This window comes from Leucobacter sp. PH1c (genome assembly GCF_000633415.1).
Lineage (GTDB): Bacteria > Actinomycetota > Actinomycetes > Actinomycetales > Microbacteriaceae > Leucobacter.
Map to the genome: position 1 here is coordinate 21,270 of NZ_AYMV01000009.1, position 21,220 is coordinate 42,489.

The following is a 21,220-nucleotide window of genomic DNA, read 5'->3' on the forward strand; positions in this document are numbered from 1 at the left end:
GCGACCGGGGAAAACGCGGCAGGGCCGGCCGTCACCGGGCAAGCGGCGGGACCGGCTGTCGCCGGGCACCAGGCGAGGTGCCCCGGTCTCACCGCGCATCGGCCGGCAGCACCGGGCTCCCCTCAGCTGAGGGCCGCTCCCTCGTCGAGGGCCCGCCCGCCGACGGCACCCGCACGCGCCACCTCGGCGCGCAGCACCCGCACGATCCGCTCGATCGTTTCGTCGTCGATCGGGTCGGGAAGCGTGAAGCGGAGCGCCGACTGGGCAACTTCGGGCGCGATGCCGAGTGCCAGCAGCGTCGGCGAGGGCTCGGAGCGCCCGGCCGCGCACGCAGACCCGGAGGAGACGGCGAGCCCCGCGGCGTCGAGCGCCACGAGGAGCGACTCGCCGCTCACGCCGCGCACGGTGAAGGAAGCGTGCCCCGGCAGCCGCTCCTCGGGATCCCCCGTGAGCGCGGCTCCGGGCACCGCGTCTCGCACGCGAGCGACGAGCGCGTCCCGACTCGCCATCAGCGCGAGCGCCTGCGTCCCCACCTCGGCCGCGCTCTCCGCGACCGCGGCGCCGAAGCCGGCGATCCCCGCGACGTTCTCGGTCCCCGAGCGCAGCCCGCGCTCCTGCCCGCCGCCGTGGAGCATCGGCTCGAGGGGCAGGCGGGTGCGCACGAGCAGCGCGCCGACCCCCTGCGGGCCGCCGAACTTGTGCGAGGCGAGCGTCATCGCATCGACGGAGTGCCCCGGCCAGGCCCCGGCCTCGCCCGGTGCCTCGGCGAACGAGACGGGCAGCGTCGCCGCCGCCTGTACGGCGTCCGTGTGCACGAGCGCCCCCACGGCCCGTGCGTGCGCGGCGAGCTCGCCGATCGCCTGCACTGTACCGATCTCACCGTTCGCGAGCCCCACCGAGAGCAGGGTCGTATCGGGCCGCAGCGCCTCAGCGACGGCCTCCGGTGCGACGCGTCCGCGCGCATCGACGGGCACCACGGAGAGCTCGAAACCGAACACGCGCTCCAGGAAGCGGGCCGACTCGAGCACCGACGAGTGCTCGATCGCCGAGACCACGAGGTGGCGCCCCCGGGGCCGGGCGAGCGCGAGACCCGTGATCGCGAGCGCATTCGCCTCCGTGCCGCCCGAGGTGAAGAGGACCTCGCCGGGGCGCGCCCCGAACGCGGCGGCGACGCGGCCGCGCGCCTCCTCCACCACGGCGCGGGAGCGCGCCCCGGCCGCGTGCACGCTCGACGCGTTCGCCTGGCCCGCGTCCCACACGGCAAGCATTGCCGCGCGGGCCGAGGCGCGAAGCGGGGCGGTCGCCGCAGCGTCCAGGTAGCCCGAGCCTGCCCCGGCGCCCCCGCCGGTCACGCCCCCGCCGGTCACGCTGCCGCCGGTCGCTTCACCGGCTCCAGTCACTCCGCCAGCTCCGGTCACTCCACCAGCTCCGTTCACTCAGCGTCGAGGCCGAGATCGAGCGCTCGCGCGCTGTGGGTGAGCTGCCCCACGGAGATCACCGAGACGCCCGTCTCGGCGATCCCGGCCACGGTGTCGAGCGACACCCCGCCGCTCGCCTCGACGATCGCGCGCGCGCCGATGAGGGCGACGCCCGCGCGCAATTCCTCGTTCGAGAAGTTGTCGAGCAGCACCCCCGTGGGGCGGGCAGCGAGCACCGCGGGGATCTGGTCGAGCCGATCCACCTCGACGACGATCGCCGTGGTGTGGCCCGCGCGCTCCCGCAGGCCCGCGAGCGCCGCCGTCGTGCTCGCTTCATCGACCGCGCCGAGGGCCGCGAGGTGGTTGTCCTTCACCATGATCGCGTCGGACAGGCTGAATCGGTGGTTCGAGCCGCCGCCCATGCGCACGGCGTGCTTCTCGCAGGCGCGCAGCCCGGGCGTCGTCTTCCGCGTGTCCGCGATCCGGGCGTCGGTATGCGCCACCGCCGCCACGAAGCGCGCCGTGAGCGTCGCGATCCCGCTGAGGCGCTGGCTGAAGTTCAGCGCGACGCGCTCCCCCGTGAGCACAGCCCGCGCGGGGCCCGCGATCCGGGCGAGCACGTCGCCCGCAACGAATCGGGTGCCCTCCTCGCGCAGCTCCGTCACCCGCACGCGCGGATCGACCTGGCGGAAGGTCTCCACGATGAGCGGGCCGCCGGCGAGGACGCCCGCCTCCCGCGCCACCAGCCGGGTCTCGACCGTCGCATCCTCAGGGATAGTCAGCTCCACCGTGAGGTCGCCCCACGGGGCGTCCTCCGCGAGCGCACGGGCGACGACATCGGTGATCAGGTGAGGGGTCAGCATGCGGCAAGGCTCCTAGCTGTGCGGTCGGACGAAGCGGTCGGGGCCGCGCTTCCGGCGGGCACCAGGTGGGTGAACTGGACGCCCGCGCGCCGCGCGCCGGCGCGCGCCGCTGGGGCGTCACTGCGCTGGTGCGCGCCGCGGGACTCTTCGCGGGCGGCAGCCGCATGGGCGATCATGGCGGCGAGCTCGGCGGTGTCGCTCGGGCTGCGATCACAGGTCTCGAATACGGCGCGCAGCCCGGCGGCGTCGCGCTCGATCCCGAGCCCCGCGGCGATCGCAGCGCGCACCGCAGCGAGCGAGGGCTGCGGCTCGTCTCCCTGCCCGGCGTCGACGTGCAGCGGAACGGTCTCGGCTTCGGCACGCAGGCGCGCGAAACCCGCGCCGCGCGTCCGCCAGTCCCGCAGTCCGCCGCCCGCCCAGGCGACGGCCGCGCGCGCGGCGCGCTCCCCGAAGACGAGCCCTTCCAATAGGGAATTCGAGGCGAGGCGGTTCGCGCCGTGCACCCCGGTGGCGGCGACCTCGCCGGCGACGAAGAGCCCCGGCACGGTGCTCCGCCCGTCGAGATCGCTGGCGACGCCGCCCATCGTGTAGTGCGCGGCGGGTGAGACGGGGATCGGCTCGCGGCGCCAGTCCAGCCCGTGTGCGGCGACAGTCGCCGTGATCCCCGGGAAGCGGCGCGCAAGCGTACCGCTCCCGCCCTCGCGCTCGATCCCGGTCGCGTCGAGCCACACCTGCTCCTCGCCGCGCTCGCGGAGCACCCGGTGGATGGCCCGCGAGACCACGTCCCGCGGCGCGAGCTCGGCGAGCGGGTGAAGCTCTCGGAGGAAGTGCGCGCCCGAGCCGTCACGCAGCACCGCGCCCGCGCCGCGCACGGCCTCGGACACGAGCTCGCCCCGGGCCGGGGCGCCGACCGCGTGATCCGCGCCCGGACCCGCGCCCGGACCCGCACCCGCTGCGAGGCTGGGCACCGCCTGGTGGAGCACCGCCTGGTGGAGCACCGTCGGGTGGAACTGCACGAACTCCAGGTCGGCGACGAGCGCTCCGGCGCGGGCGGCGAGGAGCACGCCCTCGCCTACGGCGCCGGGGGCGTTCGAGGTCCGCGGGTAGAGGCTCGCGTAGCCGCCCGTCGCGAGCACGACGGCGTCGGCCGCCTGCTCTGCGACCGCGCCGTCGGCGGAGCTGAGCTCGGCGCCGCGCACCGTGCCGTCGACGCGGAGCAGCGCGGTGACGCGCGTCTCCTCCCGCAGCGCGAGGCGCCCGGCCGCAGCCGCGGCGAGCACCCGCCCCCGCAGGAACGCGTGCAGACCCGCTCCCGTGCGATCGCCGCCCGCGTGCACCACGCGGGCACGCCCGTGCGCGGCCTCCCGGCCGAGCGCGGGGCTGCCGTCCGCCGCGCGGTCGACGACCCAGCCCGCCGCGATCGCGGCGCGCAGCCGCGCCGCCCCGTCGCGCGTGAGCACGTCCGCCGCCTCGCGGTCGACGAGCCCGGCCCCCGCCGCGATCGTGTCGGCGAGGTGCTCGGCGACCGTGTCGCCCGCACCGATCGCCGCGGCGACGCCGCCCTGCGCAAGCGCCGTGTTCCCCCCGGCGCGCGCGAGCAGCGCGTCGAGTCGGGCCTCGGATCCGGCCGCGTCGCCCGCGGGCGCCGTGAGCCGGCCGGGGGTCACGAGGAGGACCTCGGCGCCCGCGTCGAGCCCGGCGAGCGCGCACGCGAGCCCGGCGACCCCCGAGCCGACCACGAGGATCATGGCCGGGCCGCGAGCATCCGCTCGAGCGCCACGCGCGAGTCCGCGGCGACCTCGTCGCTCACGGTGATGCGGTTCGGCGTCTCCCCGGCCACGAGCGCCTCCAGCGTCCAGGCGAGGTAGGCGGGGTGGATGCGGTACATCGTCGAGCACGGGCACACAACCGGGTCGAGGCAGAAGATCGTCAGGTCGGGGCGCTGCTGCTGCAGGCGGTTGACGAGGTTGATCTCTGTGCCCACCGCGATCACCGAGCCGGGCGCCGCCGCTTCGATCTCGAGGCGGATGTACTCCGTCGATCCCGCGCCGTCGGCCGCCTCGACGACCGCGGCGGGGCACTCGGGGTGCACGATCACGCGAACGCCGGGGAAGTCTGCGCGGGCCTGCTCGATCTGCCCCACGGTGAAGCGCTTGTGCACGGAGCAGAACCCGTTCCAGAGGATCACTCGGGCGTCGCGGAGCTGCTCCTCGGTGTTCCCGCCGAGCGCGAGGTGCGGGCGCCAGAGCGGCATCTGCTCCTCCGCGATCCCCATCGCCTTCGCGGTGTTGCGGCCGAGGTGCTGATCCGGGAAGAAGACGACGCGCTGCCCGCGCTCGAACGCCCATTCGAGCACCGTTCGGGCGTTCGAGGAGGTGCAGACGATGCCGCCATTGCGCCCGCAGAACGCCTTGATCGCAGCGGAGGAGTTCATGTAGGTGACCGGGATCACGGGCTGCAGCCCGCCCGGTTCGGCGGGGCCGAGCGCCGCCGTGAGCTCGCGCCAGCAGTCCTCGACCTGCTCGATCGTCGCCATGTCGGCCATCGAGCAGCCCGCGGCGAGGTTCGGGAGGATCACAGCCTGCTCGGCGTCGGAGAGGATGTCCGCCGTTTCGGCCATGAAGTGCACGCCGCAGAACACGAATGCTTCGGCCTCCGGGTGCTGTTTCGCGGCCTGCGCGAGCATGAACGAGTCGCCGACGAAGTCCGCGTGCTCGACGATCTCATCACGCTGGTAGAAGTGCCCGAGGATCCGCACGCGGTCGCCGAGGGTCTCCTTCGCCGCGCGGATGCGCGCCGTGAGCTCCTCATCGCTCGCCGCCGTGTACTCCGCGGGAAGCGGGCCCTGGCGCGGGGCGCTGCCCGGGATCTCGTCGGCCGCGGACGCGCCGGGACCGTAGCCGGGATCCTGGTCGATGGCCCAGGGGTCGCGCGCGAGACCGGTGTCGCAGCTCGAGACGCCGGTGGCGCGGAGGGCGATGGGGCGCCGGTGCGCGGATTCGCGCGTCGCTGCGTCCCGGATGAGTTCGTGCACGCTCGTCATGAGGAGCTCCTTGGATGAGAGGGGGTGAAGAGGGAGGGGCCGGAGGAGTCGGATCCGGCGCTCCCCGGATCGCTGAAGCGGTAGAGGCGGGCCGGGCGGTGCGCGCCGCCGGAGTCGAGCCGGCCCGTGTCGACGAGCCCGCCGCGGGCGAGTGCCTGGCGTCGGAAGTTCGCCGGGTCGACGGACTCGCCGAGCACGGCCTCCGTGACGGTGCGGAGCTGGCTCAGGGTGAACTCGCTCCCGAGGAAGCGGTGCGCCACGGCGGCGTACTCGGTGCGGGCGCGCAGCCGGGCGAGCGCGTGGGCCACGATCTCGGCGTGGTCGAAGGCGAGCGGCGGGAGCCGGTCCGCGGAGAACCAGCGCACATTACCGTCGGCAGGCCCGGTTGCGGCGAGCGACCCGCCCGGGGCGACCGCGGGCTCCGGGTCGTCCCAGCGCCGCGGGGCGGTCGCTTCGCCCGTGGCTGCCGCGGTGTCGCGATCGGCGTGGGGGCCGGGTGCTTCCGCACGGGCGGGCGCGGCGAGCTCGCGCTCCCCGTACAGCGCCCAGTAGGCGATCGTCACGAGGCGCTGCGCCTCGGCCGAGCGCTCGACGCTGCCGAAGGAGTAGAGCTGCTCGAGCGATCCCGGGTCCCGGCGCACGGCCGCGCGGAGCGTGCGCAGCGCGGTGTCCGACAGCGTCTCGTCCCACTCCGTCGGCCCGCCCGGCAGCGCCCACTGGCCGAGGAACGGCTCGCGCGTGCGCCGCACGAGCGGCACCCAGATCGTCGTGCCGCGCGAGGCAGCGCGGGCGTTGCCAGGACCGCGCGGCGCCGTGGCATCGGGCGCCGGGCGCTCGGCCGCGGGGGCCTCCCCCCGCTCCGCGTCGGCCGGCGGCTCGAGCGCGAAGGCGACCACCGACACAGCGACCGCGGGCGGCAGCGTGCGCCGCTCGCTCACGCTCGCGCTGCCGTAGGGCATCCCGGCTCCACTCCGTCAGGGGCGCGGATCGGCTCCGCGCTCACACTTAAAGTCACTATGACCATAAGTCAGCGTACGTCATATTCCCAGCAATGCGCGCCGCGCCGGGCACCGCGACGCGCCGAAGCGCGCGTGCGACGCGACTTCGCGCATCCCGCGCGTGGCGCGACTTCCGCGGAATCCCGGGCGACTCCCCAGGAAATGCAGAAAAAAGACACGAGAGTGTCACGATTCTGCAACGGCGCCAATTGGTGGGATATGCTCAGCCGCAAGACCAGTAATGCCGAACGTTGGGATTCACCAGCAAGTTTTGTCCGTCGCAAACATGCGGCACAGCTACCAGTCTCCACGTCGGCGCCGTCGCCGTGGCACCCCGGCCGCCTCTCGCGGCCAGCAACACAAAGGAAATACAGTATGGCCACCGGCACCGTGAAATGGTTCAACTCCGAAAAGGGCTTCGGCTTCATCACCCCCGATGATGGCGCGTCCGACGTCTTCGCTCACTTCAGCGCGATCCAGGGCAACGGCCGCCGCGACCTCTTCGAGGAGCAGCGCGTCGAGTTCGACATCGAGCAGGGCCCCAAGGGTCTGCAGGCGAGCAACATCCGCGCGATCTAAGTTGCGGATCACTCGCGGCGCGTAAGCGTCGCACCCGCGTCACTCCGGTGACGCACGCCGGAGGAGGCGGGGCTACGGCCCCGCCTCCTCTGTTGCGTGCGGCGCCAGCGCTCCCCCGACACCGCCGTTTGGAGGGATGCCACAGTCGGCTCGCTCCGCCGCGCAGCTCCCACTACATTCGGAGCACCGCGCACACCAGAGAGGGCCGCATGTCACCGTCGACGTATCCCCACTTGCTCGCACCGCTCGAGCTCGGCTTCACCACGCTCCCGAACCGCGTCATCATGGGGTCGATGCACCTCGGCCTCGAAGAGGAGGACGGGGGCGCCGAGCGCCTCGCCGCCTTCTACCGCGAGCGCGCCCGGGGCGGGGCGGCGCTGATCATCACGGGCGGCGTCGCCCCGAACGATGCGGGCCGCCTCACCCCGGGCGCCGCGACGCTCACCGAGCCCGGCGCACTCGCGCGCCACCGCGTCGTCACGGATGCCGTGCACGCGGAGGGCGGCCGGATCGCGCTGCAGCTCCTCCACGCAGGCCGCTACGCGGCCCACCCCGGAGCCGTCGCGCCGAGCCCCATCCCCGCACCGATCTCCCCCATCACCCCGCACGAGCTCAGCGACGCCGAGATCGAGGCCACGATCGACGATTTCGCCGAGAGCGCCCGGCTCGCGCGCGAGGCGGGCTACGACGGCGTCGAGATCATGGGCTCCGAGGGCTACCTGATCAATCAGTTCACGGCCCCGCGCACCAACCACCGAAACGACCGCTGGGGCGGGAGCGCAGAGCGCCGCGCTCGCCTGCCCATCGAAATCGTCCGCCGGGTGCGCGCGGCGCTCGGCCCCGAGAGCATCCTCGTGTACCGGCTATCGATGCTCGACCTCGTGCCCGACGGCTCCACCCCCGATGAGGTCGCAGCACTCGCGCGCGCCGTCGAGGCGGCGGGCGCGACCCTGCTGAACACCGGGATCGGCTGGCACGAAGCCCGCATCCCGACGATCGCGAGCTCGGTGCCGCGCGGCGCGTTCGCCTGGGTGACGCGGCGCCTCCGCGGGGTTGTCTCGATCCCGCTCATCGCCACGAACCGGATCAACACCCCCGAGGCGGCCGAGACGATCCTCGCCGCGGGCGACGCCGACCTCGTGTCGCTCGCCCGCCCGTTCCTCGCGGACCCCGAGTTCGTGCGCAAGGCCGCGGCCGGAACCCCCGAGCGCATCAACACGTGCATCGGCTGCAATCAGGCCTGCCTCGACCACACGTTCTCGGGCAGACTCGCGAGCTGCCTCGTGAACCCGCGGGCGGGCCACGAGACCGAGCTCGTGCGCTCCCCCGCGGCCGAGCGGCGCCGCATCGCGGTCGTCGGATCCGGCCCGGCCGGGCTCGCGTGCGCCACCGAGGCGGCCGAGCGCGGCCACGACGTCACGCTCTACGAGGCGGGCGAGCGCATCGGCGGGCAGCTGAACGTCGCGCTCCAGGTTCCGGGCAAAAGCGAGTTCCGCGAGACGCTCCGCTACTTCCGCACCCGGATCGACGAGACCGGGGTGCGCCTCCGGCTCGGCGAGCGTGCCACGGCCGCTGCGCTCGTCGCCGCGGACTTCGACGAGATCGTGCTCGCGACGGGAGTGCTCCCGCGCACGCCCGAGATCCCGGGGCTCGAGGACCCCCGCGTGCTCAGCTACCTCGATGTGCTGCGGGAGCGGGCCCCCGTCGGGCAGCGCGTCGCGATTCTCGGCGCCGGGGGTATCGGCTTCGACGTCGCCGAGTTCCTCACACACACGGGAGCGGACGACCCCGGCGACATCGCGGGCTTCCTCGCGCACTGGGGCGTGGATCCGGAGACGAGCGCCCGGGGCGGGCTCGCCACGGAGGATTCGGAATCGGAGGCCGCGGCGCCCCGCCCCGCCCGCGCCGTCACGCTCCTGCAGCGGAAGCCGGGCAAGCTCGGCGCCGGGCTCGGGAAGACCACGGGCTGGATCCACCGCACCGAGCTCGCCCGCCGTGGGGTCGCGATGGTCCCGGGGGCCCGCTACCTCGGCGTGGTTCCCGAGGGGCTCCGCATCGAGGTCGACGGTGCGGAGCGCACGCTGCCGGTCGACACGATCGTGCTCTGCACGGGACAGGAGCCGGAGCGCACGCTCCACGGCGAGCTCGCCGCGCTCGGACGCACCGCGCACCTCATCGGCGGAGCCGACCTCGCGGCCGAGCTCGACGCGAAGCGCGCGATCGATCAGGGCACGCGGCTCGCCGCGGCGCTCTGAGCGCTCAGCCCAGCAGCTCCCCCGCTGCGGCGAGCGCCTCGTCGAGTGCCGCAGCGAGCGAGGTGCGCCCGGCGCCGCGCTCGGCCCAGCGCCACACTGCACCGAGCGCTGCCGCGGCGGCACCCGCGCCCGCGATCTCGGCGCGGAGCGGATCACCGCCATCGCGCACGAGACGCTCCGCGATCGCGCCGGCCAGGCGGAGCTGCCGGTCGGCCCGCCCCGCGAACAGCTCGGCCTCGACGCCCATGGTGCGCGCATCGACGATCGCGAGCGCGAGCGTGCCGGGGGTCGGTGTCGTCGCGAGCGCTGAGAGCGCATCCGGGAGCGCGGTCTCGGGGTCGGCGACGCCGCCGAGCACGGTCGCGATGCGCTCGTCGAGCACGTACCAGAGGATGTCGGCCTTGCCGGCGAAGTAGTTGAAGAAGCTGGAGCGGCTCACTCCGGCACGGCGGGTGATCTCGGTGACCGCCGTCGATTCGTAGCCCTGCTCGAGGAACAGCTCCGTCGCGGCGTCCGCGATCGTCTCGCGTGAGGAGGCGCGGGGGCGCCCGCGCGCGGGAGTCGTCATGGGCCCAGCCTAGCGGTGGACCGGCCACGGCCCCACGGGCGGCCCCCGCGGGCGGCGCCCGTTTTTCCCGCGCGCGTTCCGCGCGGCATGCGTCCTGAGCTAGACTGCTCGTTGTTGCACTCGATCTAACAACAGGGAGCCGCCAGCATGGCACTGCACATCCCCCGGGCGTCGCACGCCCCGCGCGCACTCGGCCTCACCGGCCTCGCGATCCTCGCCACCGGCGCCGCGCTCGCGCTCAGCTCCTGCGCCGCCCCGGGCGGCGCCGCCGACGGCGGCACGCCGCAGGACGGCGGCACGCTCGTCTACGCCACGGGCGACGCGGAGCCCACCTGCCTCGATCCGCACGTGGGCGGCAACTACCCCCAGGCACTCATCTCCACCCAGTACCTCGAGCCGCTCGTCGGCCGCACCGCGGACGGGGAGATCACCCCCTGGCTCGCGAGCGAGTGGAGCACGAGCGAGGACGGGCTCACCTGGGACTTCACGCTGCGCAGCGACGTGACGTTCACCGACGGCACCCCGCTCGACGCCGCGGCCGTCCGGGCGAACATCGAGCACCTGCAGGATCCCGAGACCCAGTCGTCCACGGGCTACCTCGCCGTCGAGAAGGTGCGCGAGGTCGAGGTGGTCGATGCCACGCACGCACGCTTCCATCTCTCCGCCCCCGATTCCGCGCTGCTCGAATCGCTCAGCCAGCAGTGGACGGCGATCCAGTCGCCCGCGGGAATCGCCCGTGGCATGGAGGAGAACTGCCAGGCCCCGATCGGCACCGGCCCGTTCACCGTCGAGGCGTGGGCGCCGCAGCAGTCGGTGACGCTCGTGCGCAACGACGACTACGCGACGCCCGGCCCCGAGGCTGACCACGACGGCGCGGCGCACCTCGAGCAGATCGAGTGGCGCTTCATCCCCGATGCGGCCACCCGCTACGCGGCGCTCGCCTCGGGCGAGGTCCAGATGATCGACAACCCGCTGCCGAACGACATCGTCGCGGCGAAGGACGCGGGGATCGCGCACATCGACGCCCCGCGCCCCGGCGCATCCAACCGGATCGAGCTGAACTCCGCGCAGGCGCCGTTCGACGATATCCGCGTGCGCGAGGCGTTCATCCGCGCGGCCGATCCGAACCCCGGGATCGAGTCGCTGACGCGCGGGACCGCCGGGCGCTCGTACTCCGCCCTCGCGAGCACGGAGCCCGCGGCCGTGAGCGATCCCGAGCGGTTCGTCACGGACGCGGCGCAGGCCGCGAAGCTGCTCGACGAGGCCGGCTGGTCGCAGACCGATGCCGACGGGGTGCGCACGAAGGACGGCGCGCGCCTCACCGTGCGCTTCCCCGTGAGCACGAACCAGTCGACGGCCGCCGAGCAGTCGCTCTTCGAGCAGATCCAGGCGAACACCGCCGCCGTCGGCTTCGACGTGCAGCTCGAGCCCGTCGATCTGAGCACCTGGTACGGCGCGCTCGGCGCGAACGAGTACGAGGCGGTGAGTGCCCCCTACACGAAGGTCGGCCCCGACGTGCTGCGCATCCTGTTCCACTCGGACGGCATCGTGCCGGCCCCCTCGGGCTACTTCGCGAACCACGCGCAGCTCTCCGATCCCGAGCTCGACGCGCTCCTCGACAGCGCATCCGCGACGCTCGACGCCACCGAGCGCACGAAGCTCTACGTCGAGGCGCAGGAGCGCATCCTCGCGAGCTTCACGGTGCTGCCCCTCTACGACCAGCAGAACCACTTCCTCACGAAGGGCGTCACGGGCGTGACGACCCTCGGCACGGTCGCGACCCCGACGTTCATCAACGCGCAGCTCACGGCGTAGCGGTGACGGCTGGGGGCGACGGCACGGCGCGGGCGGGGCGACTCGCCCGCGCCGTGCTGCGGCGCCTGGGCTCCGCGGTGCTCGTCGTGCTCGTCACGTCGACGATCGTGTTCGCCGCGGTGCGCGCGAGCGGCGATCCGCTCGAGGCGATCCTCGGCGGGCCCGGTTCCCAGACGAGCGCGGAGGCCGTGGCGCGGGCGCGCGCCGACTACGGCCTCGACCAGCCGATCCTGCTGCAGTACCTCGGCCAGCTGTGGCGCACGCTCACCCTTCAATTCGGGGACTCGTACGCCCGCAAGCAGCCCGTCGCGGATCTCCTCGCCGCGAACGTGCCGCCCACGCTCCTCCTCGCCACCCTCGCGCTCGTGCTCGCCTGGGTGCTCGCGCTCGGGGGCGCGCTGATCGCCGCGACGGCGCGCGGGCGGCTCGGGCGGGCGGTGCGATCCGTGCTCACGGGGATCGAGACGGTGATCTCCGTGACGCCGCACTTCTTCCTCGGAGCTGTGCTCATCCTCGTCGGGGCGACCGCCCTCGGGATCTTCCCGGCGACCAGCTCGGGGGCCGCCCCCGCAGGGCTCGTGCTCCCCGTGCTCACCCTCGCGGCACCGATCGCGGGCTACCTCGCGCACGTGATGCACGGCTCGCTCGCCGAGGCCGACGCCGCACCGTTCGCCACCACCGCCCGGGCTCGCGGCGGATCCGAGGCGCGCGTGCTGCTCGTGCACACCCTCCGCCACGCGGCGCTCCCCGCGCTCGCACTCTCCGGCTGGGCCTACGGCTCCCTGCTCAGCGGCGCCGTGGTGGTCGAGGCGCTGTTCGCCCGCCCCGGCCTCGGCCGCCTCCTGCTCGAGGCGACGCTCGTGCGCGACGTGCCCGTGGTGATCGGCGGCGTCACGGTGATCGCGCTCCTCTACGTCGCCGTGATGCTGCTCATCGACCTCGTCGAGCCGCTCGTCGACCCGCGCCGCCGCGCCGCGCCCGCGCCGTCCGGAGCGCGCGCATGACCCGCCGCTTCCTCCGTGCGCCCGAGCTCACGAGCCTCGCGGTGCTCGCGCTCGCGCTGCTCGCCGTCTGCGCCCCGCAGCTCCTCGCGCCCGGCGACCCGCTCGCGATCCATCCGGCCGAGGCGTTCCAGCCGCCCTCGCTCGCGCACCCGTTCGGCACCGACGAGTCGGGACGCGACGTCGCGACGCGCGTCGTCCACGGCGCCGCGGCGTCGGTCGGGATCGGCCTCGCCGCGACGGGGATCGGCATCGGCGCGGGCGCGCTCCTCGGCTTCCTCGCGGGGCTCGGGCCGCGCATGCTCGACTCGGCGCTCAGCCGGCTCTTCGAGGTTCTATTCGCGCTCCCCACGCTCGTCATGGCCCTGCTCTTCATCGCCGTGCTCGGCAGCGGCCCGAACGCGGCGATCCTCGCGATCGGGATCGCGACCGTGCCCGGCTACGCCCGGCTGCTCCGCGCGCGGGTGCGCAGCGTGGCAGACAGCGGCTACGTCGAGTGGGCGCGGCTCGACGGTGTGCCCCGCACCCGGGTCCTCGCCAGGCACATCGCGCCGAACACTCTGTGGCCGCTCGTGTCCGCCGCGACCCTCGGCGTCGGCCAGGCGATCGTGTGGGTCTCCGCCCTCGGTTTCCTCGGACTCGGCACCGAGCCGCCCGCCCCCGAGTGGGGGGCCATGCTGAACGCGGGCCGCGTCTACCTCACCACCGCCTGGTGGATGACGGTCGGGCCGGGCCTCGCAATCGTGGGCACCGCCGCGGCGCTCACCGTGATCGGGCGACGCCTCGCCCGCGGAACGGAGCTCGCATGACCGCGCCGATCATCGAGGTCGCCGGCTTGAGCGTCATCGCCCCCGGCGGCGCGACCGTGCTCAGCGACCTCGCCCTGTCGGTCGGGGCGGGCGAGTGCCTCGCGGTCGTCGGCGCGTCCGGGGCGGGGAAGTCCGTGCTCGCCCGCACGCTCCTCGGGCTGACGCAGGAGAGCCGCGGCTGGCGCGTCGAGGCCGGCGGCCTCGCGATCGACGGGCGCGAGCTGCGCCGGGCGTCCCGGCGCCAGTGGCGCGGCGTGCGCGGCGGCACCGTCGGCCTCGTGCTCCAGGATGCGTTGCAGTCGCTCGACCCGCTCCGCACCGTCGAGGCGGAAGTGGGTGAGGCGCTCGCCATCCGCGGCGTGCGCGGGGCGCCCCGCCGAACCGCAGTGCTCGCCGCGCTGGAGGCCGCCGGGCTCCCCGAGGCGGAGGCGCGGCTCGGCCAGCGCCCCGGCGCGCTCTCCGGAGGCATGCGCCAGCGGGTGCTGATCGCTTCCGCGCTCGCCGCGCAGCCGCCGCTCCTCATCGCCGATGAACCGACGACCGCACTCGACTCGGCGACCGCGGCACACGTGCTCGCGAGCCTCCGTGAGATCCGTGACCGGGGCACGGGCCTCATCCTGATCAGCCACGACCTCGGCGCCGTCGCCGCGGTGGCCGACCGCATCGCAGTGCTCGACGGCGGCCGGATCGTCGAGGAGGGGGCGAGCGACGAGCTGCTTTCAGCCCCCCGCACCGCGGCCGCCCGCGCGCTCGTCGCGTCGATCCCCCGCGGAGCGAAGCCCGGCCCCGCTCCGCGGCCGGGCCGGGAACTGCTCGCGCTCGACGCCGCGAGCCGCCTCTTCCCGGCCCCGGGCGGCGGCACGACGGGTCTCCGGGAGGCGTCGCTCCGCGTGCGCGCGGGCGAGGCGATCGGCGTGATCGGCGAGTCCGGCGCCGGGAAGACCACCCTCGCGCGGGTCCTCGCGGGGGCGGAGCGCCTCGACTCCGGCAGCCTCACATCCGCGAGTCCGGCGCCGCGCGTGCGCCTCATCCCACAGGATCCGCTCGCCACCTTCGACCCGCGCTGGCGCGTCGCTCGCATCCTCGCGGCATCGGTGCGGCCGGGCGGGCGCGGTCCGGAGGAGTTGCTCGCGGCGGTGGGCCTCGATCCCGCGCTCCTCGACCGGCGCCCCGTCTCGCTCTCGGGAGGGCAGCGTCAGCGCGTGGCCATCGCCCGCGCACTCGCGGCGGCCCCCGACGTGCTCGTCTGCGACGAGCCCGTCTCGGCCCTCGACACGGTGACCCAGGCGGGCATCCTGTCGCTCCTGCGCGGGCTGCAGGAGGACTCGGGCGTCGCCCTCGTCTTCGTCTCCCACGATCTCGCTGCGGTGCGCTCGATCGCCGATCGCACCCTCATCATGCGCGACGGCAGCATCGTCGAGGAGGGCCCGACCGAGCAGGTCTTCCGTTCACCGCAGCACGCGTTCACCCGCGAGCTGCTCGCCGCGCCCGGCGCAAGCGGGGCGCCCGGCGCAAGCGGGGCGCCCGGCGCGAGCGGGGCGCCCGGCGCGAGCGACCCCGCGTAGCGCCCCGCGCCGCGCCTAGCGCTCCCCGCGGGCGAGCTTCGACGGCCACCAGATCGCGCGCCCCACGTCGTAGCTCAGCGCGGGAACGAGGAGCGAGCGCACGATGAACGTGTCGAGCAGCACGCCGAAGGCGACGATGAACGCGATCTGCACGAGGAACAGGATCGGGATCACCGACAGCGCCGCGAAAGTCGCTGCCAGCACGAGCCCCGCCGAGGTGATCACCCCGCCCGTGATCGAGAGCCCGCGCAGCACGCCCTGCCGGGTGCCGTGCGCGAGCGACTCCTCGCGCACCCGCGTCATCAAGAAGATGTTGTAGTCGATGCCGAGCGCCACGAGGAACACGAAGCTGTAGAGCGGAACGGCCGGATCCGCGCCCGGGAAGTGGAACACGTGCGTGAACAGGAGCCCCGCGACGCCGAGCGCCGTGCCGAAGGAGAGCACCGTCGTCGCGACCAGCAGGAGCGGCGCGACGAGCGAGCGCAGCAGCAACATGAGGATCAGCGTGATCACGAGGAGCACGATCGGGATGATGAGCGTGCGGTCGTGGATCGACGCGTCGTTCGTGTCGATGGCCGTCGCGGTGACGCCGCCGACGAGCGCATCGGGCACGGCGTCCGCGAGGGCCGTGCGCAGCTCGCGGACCGTCTCCCCCGCTGCATCCGAGTCGGCCGCCGCCGTGAGCGTGCCCTGCAGCAGCACGTCGCCTCCGGCGACCGTCGGCTCGGCCTGCGCGGCGCCGGGCGGGCCGAACGCCGTGATTCCGTCGGCCGTGACCGGCAGCGCGCCGCTCACGGCATCCGTCGCGACGACCGTCACGCTGTCGATCCCGGACTGCGCGAGCAGCGTGTCTGCCGTGCGCTGCAGCTGCGCCTCCGGCGTGATCACGAGCACCGGGCTGCCCGAGCCGCCCGGGAAATGCTCGCCGAGCGCCTGCTGACCGTCACGCGCCTCGGAGGCGCCGAGCACGAGGTCCGACTGCGGCACGCCGCTCGCGTCGAGCTGGGTGGCGCCGGCCACGCCGACGGCGAGCGCGAGCGCGGTGACGATCCAGATCGGCCGGTGTCGGCGCTTGATCCAGCCAGCGAGCTTCGCCCACACCCCGCCGTGGACGCCGTGCTCCGCCGCGACCACCTCGGGCTCGTACTTCGGCCGCCGCGGCCAGAACGCCGCGCGGCCGAAGGCGAAGAGGATCGCCGGGAGGAGCGTGAGCGCGGCGAGCATGGCGAACACGATCCCGATCGCCGCGATCGGGCCGAGCGAGCTGTTCGACTTGAGATCGGAGAGTAGCAGGCAGAGCAGGCCAGCGATGACGGTGCCGCCCGAGGCGAGGATCGGCTCGAGCGAGCCCTTGAGCGCGCGGAGCGTCGCGGCGCCGCGGTCCTCGACGAGGCGCAGCTCCTCCCGGTAGCGGGAGACGTAGAGCAGCGAGTAGTCGGTCGCCGCACCGATCACGAGGATGAAGAGGATGCCCTGGGTCTGCCCGGAGAGCATCAGCAGCCCCCACTTTGCGAGCCACCAGTTGAGCAGCAGGGCCGCGGTGAGCGCGATGACGCTCGTGCCGAGCACGGCGACCGGAAGCAGCAGCGAGCGGTACACGATGATGAGGATGAGGAAGACCGCGGCGAGGGCGACGCCGAGCAGGATCCCGTCGATCCCGGAGAAGCCGTTCACGAGGTCGGCGGTGAAGCCCGCGGGCCCGGTGACAAACACCTCGACACCCTCGGGCGCCTCGGCGCGCAGCTCATCCCCGAGCGCGTTCACCGTGTCGCGCAGCCCTTCCCCGCTGTCGAGCGGGGCGAAGAGCTGCGCCGCTCGGCCGTCCTCGGAGGGCAGGAGCGGCGAAATTCCGGATCCCACGCCGGGCACCCGGTCGGGCAGCTCCGCGACGAGCGCCCCCAGCTCGGCGAGCTCCTGCTCGGAGAAGGGCTCCTGCTGGGTGAGCACCACGACGGCGGGGATCTCGTCGCCCTCACGGAAGTCGCCCAGGCGCTCCTGCACCTGCGTGGCCTCGGCCGAGGTGGGGAGGTAGGTGGTCTGATCGTTCGAGGAGACCTCACTGACCTTGCCGAAGTAAGGGCCGCCCACGCCCGCGGCGGCGACCCACACGAGGATGAGTGCCGCGGGCAGCAGCACGCGGAGCCAGGTGGGCCACCGCCGGGTCTCGGTTCGTGCGCGCTGCTCCGTCATCACTCATCCCATCTATCTAGCCTGGGTTAATAATATCCCTCGGCGCAATTCTTCGGTGGGGCTAACATAGCACCATGTCCCCCAGCGATCCAGCGCCCAGCCACCCCGGGCTCTACGACGTCGCGGGCAACGACCCGGAGAGCCGGCTCGTCGACCGCGCGGGGATCCCGAGCGCCGACCTCGCCGAGATCGGCGCGCTCATGGCCGCGCTCGGCGCGCTCCGCGAGGCCGAGGACCGGCTCTCCGAGGCGTCGCTCAAGTACATGCGCCTCGGCCGCACCGACATGCGCGCGCTCCATTTCCTCATCGTCACGGAGAACCAGGGCGGGATCGCCACGCCGGGATCGATCGCCGCCCACCTCGGCATCACCACGCCGTCCACCACGAAGCTGCTCGACCGCCTCGAACGCGGCGGGCACATCACGCGCACGATCCACCCGAGCGACCGGCGCGCCTTCGCGATCGGGATCACCCCCGAGACGCGCGAGGCAGCCATCCGCACCGTCGGCGCGCAGCACGCGAAGCGCTTCCACGCGGCCGCCCGCCTCACGAGCGCGGAGCGGGCCGCCGTGACGCGCTTCCTCACCGACATGACGCGCGAGATCGACGTCGCCGACCTCGACTGGGCCCGCGACCCCGAGTAGCCCGCGGCGCGCGCTAGGCTCGATGACTATGGCTATTGGCGCGACGATCCACAACTTCGACATCCAGCTCGCGGACGTCGACCGCGGCGTCTACGAGGACCTCCAACTGCGTGCCGCGCGCCACCCCTCGGAGACCGCCGCCTACCTCGCCACCCGCGTGCTCGCGTACTGCCTCGAGTACGAGGAGGGCATCACCTTCGCCGCCGGCGGCGTTTCCGACACCGACGAGCCCGCGGTGCTCGTGCGCGACCTCACCGGCAGGATCACCGCGTGGATCGAGATCGGGGCGCCCGACGCGCAGCGGCTGCACCACGGGAGCAAGCTCGCGGACCGAGCCGCCGTCTACACCCACCGCGATCCCGCGCGGCTCATGCCGAACTGGCAGGGCAAGACCATTCACGCGGCAGCGGAGATCCCGATCCGCTCGTTCGATCCCGGGTTCATCGATTCCCTCGTGCCGCTCATCGAGCGCCGCACCACGATGACGGTGTCGGTGACCGAGGGGCAGCTCTACCTCGAGGTCAACGGCACGGCGCTCAGCTCGGAGATCCACGAGCACCGGATCGCGTAGCGCGATCCGGCACCCGCGGCCGCCGGATCCCGGTGCGCCTAGATGATGGAGCGCCCCTCCCGCTTTGCCTCGCGCCACTCCCGCACAAAGGCGCGCACGATGACCGTCAGGGTGCCGGCGACGAGCACCGGCCAGATGAGCACGTACAGGGTGAGTAGTGCGGTGTTCCAGTTCATGCGTGCGTCCTCTCCGTGACCGCGCGGGCATCGCCCGCGGATGATGTGACCGCGCGGACCTCGCCCGCCGGTGCTTCGGTGACGGGGTCGAAGTCCCCCGTGCGCTCGCGGATCAGCGCGAAATCGAACGGCGCACGCCGGGAGGCGAGTGTCAGCCCGACGCACACGATCGTGCTCACGGCGTACGCCACGAGCGAGCCCGAGAGCACCGGGTACTGGTGCAGGAACCCGATCGTGAACGGTGCGGCCGCGAGCGTCGCGCAGAGGCCGACCCCGAGCGCCGCGCGGCGGCCGAAGAAGCCGAACGCCATGAGGCCGAGCACCACGCCGATCCCGATGGTCGCGAGCACGTCGCTGATGAGCCCGATGCCGCCGCTCAGCGGAACCCATGCGAAACGCACCGGGAGGAACGCGGCGAGCGCCGCGACGACGGCCACGCTGAACGCCGCGTTGGTGACGCGGTCCCAGTAGAAGCTCGCGATCACCGGGAACACGAGCGCGCCCCACAGCGCGCCGACGAACACGAGTAGGTCGAGGATGTTGAGCTGCGAGCCGGCGAAGAAGATCCCCGCGGTCACCGCGACGACCATTGTGATCCGGCCGATGAGCACCATCGTGCGCGGGTTCGCGCGCCCCTTCCCCGCGACGTTCTGCCCGTAGATGTCGGCCATCACGATCGACGCGAGCGCCGTGAGGTCGGCGTCCGCGGTGGACGAGAGCGAGCCGATGATCATGATGAAGAACAGCGCGAGGAGCGCCGGCGGCAGGTACGTCGCCGCGAGCTGCGGGATCAGGTTATTCACGTCGCCGCCCGCGGGCTCGATCCCCGCGTAGAGCGCAATCACTCCGAGCATCCCGATGCCGATGATCGTGGCCCCGTAGCCGACGGTCGCGGTAACGAACGTCTTCTTGATGAGGTCCTCGCGTACCGCGAACAGGCGCTGCGCGATCGTCTGATTGCCGATCGCGTACGCGAGCACCGCGGCGATGTAGGGGGCGCCCTGATTGAAGAACGCGTCGGAGGAGAAGAAATCGCCCTGCTGCGGGGTGAGCCGGTGGGCGCCCGTCTCGAACAGCGCCGGGCCGCCCGCGGCGAAGAACACGACGGGGATGATGATCACCACAGCGCCGAGCATGAAGAGCACCTGCATGAAGTCGGTGAGCACGGAGGCGCGGAAGCCCGCCCACAGCGTGTAGAGCAGCACCCCGGCGCCGATCGCGACGATGCCCTGCGTGAAGGTAAACGGCGAGAGCATGTCGATGAGCGCCCCACCCGCGATGAGGTTCGAGGTGAGGCTGATGATGCTCCCGAGCACGTTCGAGCCCGCGAGCATGAGCTGGCTCGACCTGCCGTGGCGGGCGAACATCACCTCAGCGATCGTGTGGGCCCGGGGAGCCACCTGCCGGATCCGGCGCCCGAAGGGGTAGATCAGGAGGATCATGAGCGCACCCCAGAGCCCGTAGTGGATGGGCCCCGAGAGCCCGTACTGGAACCCCGAGGTGGCGGAGGCGTACATCGATGCGGCCCAGATCCAGGTCGCGGTCATCGAGGCGGCGGAGATGCCGAAGCCGATGCGGCCTCCGCCGGTCATGTAGCCGTCGGCGTTCTCGCGCTTGCGGCTGATGCGGAGCGAGATGATGAGGCTCGCCCCGAAGAAGAGAATGAAGAGCCCGAGTACCACCGGGCCCGAGAGCTGCTGGAGCTCCGTCATGGCGTGTTCCTTTCAAGATACGGATGGTCGGCGTCGATGCCGGTGAACCGAATGGTGAAAAGAAGGAACGCTAAGTGGGGATGAGGTCAGATGGCGTGAATCGCCGGGTGACGTCGATTAGGCGCTCGCGGAGCGGCGCGGGGCTGGCAGCGGGTGTGAAGTGCGCGTGGGCGTGCGCATGGACGTGTACAGGCGGATGGATCGGGCTCCCCTTTCGACGGAGTTCTGGGCGAAACGGCCCACACCATGCCTATCGGTTTCCGGGGAGAAGAGCCAATCGGGTGAGGCTCGGGCGCAAGGCACGCGTGCATGTGTGGCGCCGTGAGCGTGCCAGAATCGGTACATGAGCCGAAGCACCCGGGACACCGTCACCGCATTCCTCGAGACCGTGCGCAGCGGTCGCGAGCCCGAGCGGGCGGGCGAGTTCCTGGCGCCCAGCGTGCGCGCCCACCAGGTACGCGCCGCGGCGCGCGAGACGATCGACCGCTCCCCCGCGAACTACACGGAGCACGTGGCCGAGATGGTCGACATGTTCGGCGCTTTCGAGTTCTCGGTGGACGAGCTGCTCGTCGACGGCGACCGCGCCTACGCGCGGTGGATCCAGCGGGGCGCGCACGTCGGGGACATCGACGGCCACGCACCGACGGGCAAACAGATCGAGACCGTCGGCAGCGCGGTGTATCGCGTTGCCGACGGCCTGATCGTGGAGTACTGGATCCAGCAGGATGCGGCGGGGCTCGCCGCGCAGCTGGGAGCTTAGAGCTTCGGGTCCTCGCCCGTGATCTTGGTGCGCAGCGCGGAAGCGCGCATGATGTCGCCCTCCAGGAAGCGGACGAGGGTCTCATCCCCTGCGGCCTGCGCCTCCTCGATGCGCGCGAACGCGTTCTGCACCTCGGCGTCGAGTCCCTCGGTCACGAGGACTTGAACCGACTCGGGAAGACGCAGGAAGCTCTGGGAAGTCATACGACGACGATACTCGCTTCCCGGGCCTCACCGGGAGTTCCCAGGCGGGC

Annotated in this window: 19 protein-coding genes; 9 read left to right on the forward strand and 10 right to left on the reverse strand. The window is 73.2% G+C overall.

Annotated elements, in window-relative coordinates:
• Positions 1-122: 122 nt before the first annotated feature.
• The 5 genes from U874_RS0103025 to U874_RS14075 all read right to left on the reverse strand — a co-directional run bounded on the left by U874_RS0103025 (position 123) and on the right by U874_RS14075 (position 6,283).
• Positions 123-1,352 carry a cysteine desulfurase family protein gene (locus U874_RS0103025; RefSeq protein ID WP_081809871.1) on the reverse strand — a complete coding sequence of 410 codons (1,230 nt, stop codon included), beginning with the start codon at positions 1,350-1,352 and terminating at the stop codon, positions 123-125.
• A gap of 80 nt (positions 1,353-1,432) precedes the next feature.
• Positions 1,433-2,281 (reverse strand): carboxylating nicotinate-nucleotide diphosphorylase, encoded by an 849-nt coding sequence (gene nadC / locus U874_RS0103030; RefSeq protein WP_025133075.1) that lies wholly within the window; start codon positions 2,279-2,281, stop codon positions 1,433-1,435.
• A complete protein-coding gene (locus tag U874_RS0103035; RefSeq protein WP_025133076.1) occupies positions 2,275-4,029 on the reverse strand; it encodes an L-aspartate oxidase in 1,755 nt (584 codons plus the stop codon). Before U874_RS0103035 ends, nadC begins: the two co-directional genes overlap by 7 nt.
• On the reverse strand, positions 4,026-5,324 hold the full coding sequence (gene nadA, locus U874_RS0103040) for a quinolinate synthase NadA (RefSeq protein WP_025133077.1): 1,299 nt from the start codon (positions 5,322-5,324) through the stop codon (positions 4,026-4,028). The genes U874_RS0103035 and nadA overlap by 4 nt, the downstream gene beginning before the upstream one ends.
• Positions 5,321-6,283, reverse strand: a complete 963-nt coding sequence (locus tag U874_RS14075) for an NUDIX domain-containing protein (RefSeq protein ID WP_025133078.1) — start codon at positions 6,281-6,283, stop codon at positions 5,321-5,323. Before U874_RS14075 ends, nadA begins: the two co-directional genes overlap by 4 nt.
• Before the next feature lie 414 nt (positions 6,284-6,697).
• On the opposite strand from U874_RS14075, the gene U874_RS0103050 reads away from it, so the two are divergent.
• Both U874_RS0103050 and U874_RS0103055 read left to right on the forward strand, forming a co-directional pair.
• Positions 6,698-6,901: a cold-shock protein gene (locus U874_RS0103050; protein WP_025133079.1), complete on the forward strand. Its 204-nt coding sequence runs from the start codon at positions 6,698-6,700 to the stop codon at positions 6,899-6,901.
• A gap of 209 nt (positions 6,902-7,110) precedes the next feature.
• Complete coding sequence (locus U874_RS0103055; protein ID WP_025133080.1) at positions 7,111-9,156, forward strand: NADPH-dependent 2,4-dienoyl-CoA reductase; 2,046 nt, start codon at positions 7,111-7,113, stop codon at positions 9,154-9,156.
• A 4-nt stretch (positions 9,157-9,160) separates the two neighbouring features.
• Here U874_RS0103055 and U874_RS0103060 read toward each other — a convergent pair whose 3' ends face one another.
• Positions 9,161-9,724 carry a TetR/AcrR family transcriptional regulator gene (locus tag U874_RS0103060; RefSeq protein ID WP_025133081.1) on the reverse strand — a complete coding sequence of 188 codons (564 nt, stop codon included), beginning with the start codon at positions 9,722-9,724 and terminating at the stop codon, positions 9,161-9,163.
• Between the two features lie 147 nt (positions 9,725-9,871).
• On the opposite strand from U874_RS0103060, the gene U874_RS0103065 reads away from it, so the two are divergent.
• Genes U874_RS0103065 through U874_RS0103080 form a run of 4 tightly spaced genes read left to right on the forward strand, consistent with a single transcriptional unit; the run spans position 9,872 to position 14,914 of the window.
• Positions 9,872-11,539, forward strand: a complete 1,668-nt coding sequence (locus tag U874_RS0103065; protein ID WP_025133082.1) for an ABC transporter substrate-binding protein — start codon at positions 9,872-9,874, stop codon at positions 11,537-11,539.
• A 2-nt stretch (positions 11,540-11,541) separates the two neighbouring features.
• A complete protein-coding gene (locus U874_RS0103070; protein ID WP_025133083.1) occupies positions 11,542-12,543 on the forward strand; it encodes an ABC transporter permease in 1,002 nt (333 codons plus the stop codon).
• Positions 12,540-13,349, forward strand: a complete 810-nt coding sequence (locus tag U874_RS0103075; RefSeq protein ID WP_025133084.1) for an ABC transporter permease — start codon at positions 12,540-12,542, stop codon at positions 13,347-13,349. Before U874_RS0103070 ends, U874_RS0103075 begins: the two co-directional genes overlap by 4 nt.
• A complete protein-coding gene (locus tag U874_RS0103080) occupies positions 13,346-14,914 on the forward strand; it encodes an ABC transporter ATP-binding protein (protein WP_025133085.1) in 1,569 nt (522 codons plus the stop codon). The genes U874_RS0103075 and U874_RS0103080 overlap by 4 nt, the downstream gene beginning before the upstream one ends.
• A 15-nt stretch (positions 14,915-14,929) precedes the next feature.
• On the opposite strand, the gene U874_RS0103085 is transcribed toward U874_RS0103080, so the two are convergent.
• On the reverse strand, positions 14,930-17,104 hold the full coding sequence (locus U874_RS0103085; RefSeq protein ID WP_025133086.1) for an MMPL family transporter: 2,175 nt from the start codon (positions 17,102-17,104) through the stop codon (positions 14,930-14,932).
• A gap of 74 nt (positions 17,105-17,178) precedes the next feature.
• On the opposite strand from U874_RS0103085, the gene U874_RS0103090 reads away from it, so the two are divergent.
• Positions 17,179-17,748, forward strand: coding sequence for a MarR family winged helix-turn-helix transcriptional regulator (locus U874_RS0103090; RefSeq protein ID WP_025133087.1), 570 nt, complete (start codon positions 17,179-17,181; stop codon positions 17,746-17,748).
• A 28-nt stretch (positions 17,749-17,776) separates the two neighbouring features.
• The gene (locus tag U874_RS0103095; protein WP_025133088.1) at positions 17,777-18,319 is read left to right on the forward strand and encodes a YaeQ family protein; all 543 of its coding nucleotides are present in this window, start codon (positions 17,777-17,779) and stop codon (positions 18,317-18,319) included.
• Positions 18,320-18,357: 38 nt separating this feature from the next.
• Here the strand turns inward: U874_RS0103095 and U874_RS15625 are convergent, their stop codons facing one another.
• Both U874_RS15625 and U874_RS0103105 read right to left on the reverse strand, forming a co-directional pair.
• Positions 18,358-18,495 (reverse strand): putative transporter small subunit, encoded by a 138-nt coding sequence (locus U874_RS15625; protein WP_025133089.1) that lies wholly within the window; start codon positions 18,493-18,495, stop codon positions 18,358-18,360.
• Positions 18,492-20,207 (reverse strand): sodium:proline symporter, encoded by a 1,716-nt coding sequence (locus U874_RS0103105; protein WP_025133090.1) that lies wholly within the window; start codon positions 20,205-20,207, stop codon positions 18,492-18,494. The genes U874_RS15625 and U874_RS0103105 overlap by 4 nt, the downstream gene beginning before the upstream one ends.
• Positions 20,208-20,550: 343 nt before the next feature.
• Here U874_RS0103105 and U874_RS0103110 point away from each other — a divergent pair, with 343 nt between their 5' ends.
• Positions 20,551-20,967 carry an ester cyclase gene (locus U874_RS0103110; RefSeq protein ID WP_025133091.1) on the forward strand — a complete coding sequence of 139 codons (417 nt, stop codon included), beginning with the start codon at positions 20,551-20,553 and terminating at the stop codon, positions 20,965-20,967.
• Here U874_RS0103110 and U874_RS14970 read toward each other — a convergent pair.
• Positions 20,964-21,170, reverse strand: coding sequence for a hypothetical protein (locus U874_RS14970; protein WP_081809869.1), 207 nt, complete (start codon positions 21,168-21,170; stop codon positions 20,964-20,966). The two genes, U874_RS0103110 and U874_RS14970, sit on opposite strands and share 4 nt — an antisense overlap.
• Positions 21,171-21,220 lie beyond the last annotated feature (50 nt).

Coding starts and splice junctions, on each gene's coding strand:
- nadC (WP_025133075.1), bottom strand. CDS start 2,281: ATGCTGACCCCTCACCTGATCACCGATGTCGTCGCCCGTGCGCTCGCG.
- U874_RS0103035 (WP_025133076.1), bottom strand. CDS start 4,029: ATGATCCTCGTGGTCGGCTCGGGGGTCGCCGGGCTCGCGTGCGCGCTC.
- nadA (WP_025133077.1), bottom strand. CDS start 5,324: ATGACGAGCGTGCACGAACTCATCCGGGACGCAGCGACGCGCGAATCC.
- U874_RS14075 (WP_025133078.1), bottom strand. CDS start 6,283: ATGCCCTACGGCAGCGCGAGCGTGAGCGAGCGGCGCACGCTGCCGCCC.
- U874_RS0103050 (WP_025133079.1), top strand. CDS start 6,698: ATGGCCACCGGCACCGTGAAATGGTTCAACTCCGAAAAGGGCTTCGGC.
- U874_RS0103055 (WP_025133080.1), top strand. CDS start 7,111: ATGTCACCGTCGACGTATCCCCACTTGCTCGCACCGCTCGAGCTCGGC.
- U874_RS0103060 (WP_025133081.1), bottom strand. CDS start 9,724: ATGACGACTCCCGCGCGCGGGCGCCCCCGCGCCTCCTCACGCGAGACG.
- U874_RS0103065 (WP_025133082.1), top strand. CDS start 9,872: ATGGCACTGCACATCCCCCGGGCGTCGCACGCCCCGCGCGCACTCGGC.
- U874_RS0103075 (WP_025133084.1), top strand. CDS start 12,540: ATGACCCGCCGCTTCCTCCGTGCGCCCGAGCTCACGAGCCTCGCGGTG.
- U874_RS0103080 (WP_025133085.1), top strand. CDS start 13,346: ATGACCGCGCCGATCATCGAGGTCGCCGGCTTGAGCGTCATCGCCCCC.
- U874_RS0103085 (WP_025133086.1), bottom strand. CDS start 17,104: ATGACGGAGCAGCGCGCACGAACCGAGACCCGGCGGTGGCCCACCTGG.
- U874_RS0103090 (WP_025133087.1), top strand. CDS start 17,179: ATGTCCCCCAGCGATCCAGCGCCCAGCCACCCCGGGCTCTACGACGTC.
- U874_RS0103095 (WP_025133088.1), top strand. CDS start 17,777: ATGGCTATTGGCGCGACGATCCACAACTTCGACATCCAGCTCGCGGAC.
- U874_RS15625 (WP_025133089.1), bottom strand. CDS start 18,495: ATGAACTGGAACACCGCACTACTCACCCTGTACGTGCTCATCTGGCCG.
- U874_RS0103105 (WP_025133090.1), bottom strand. CDS start 20,207: ATGACGGAGCTCCAGCAGCTCTCGGGCCCGGTGGTACTCGGGCTCTTC.
- U874_RS0103110 (WP_025133091.1), top strand. CDS start 20,551: ATGAGCCGAAGCACCCGGGACACCGTCACCGCATTCCTCGAGACCGTG.
- U874_RS14970 (WP_081809869.1), bottom strand. CDS start 21,170: ATGACTTCCCAGAGCTTCCTGCGTCTTCCCGAGTCGGTTCAAGTCCTC.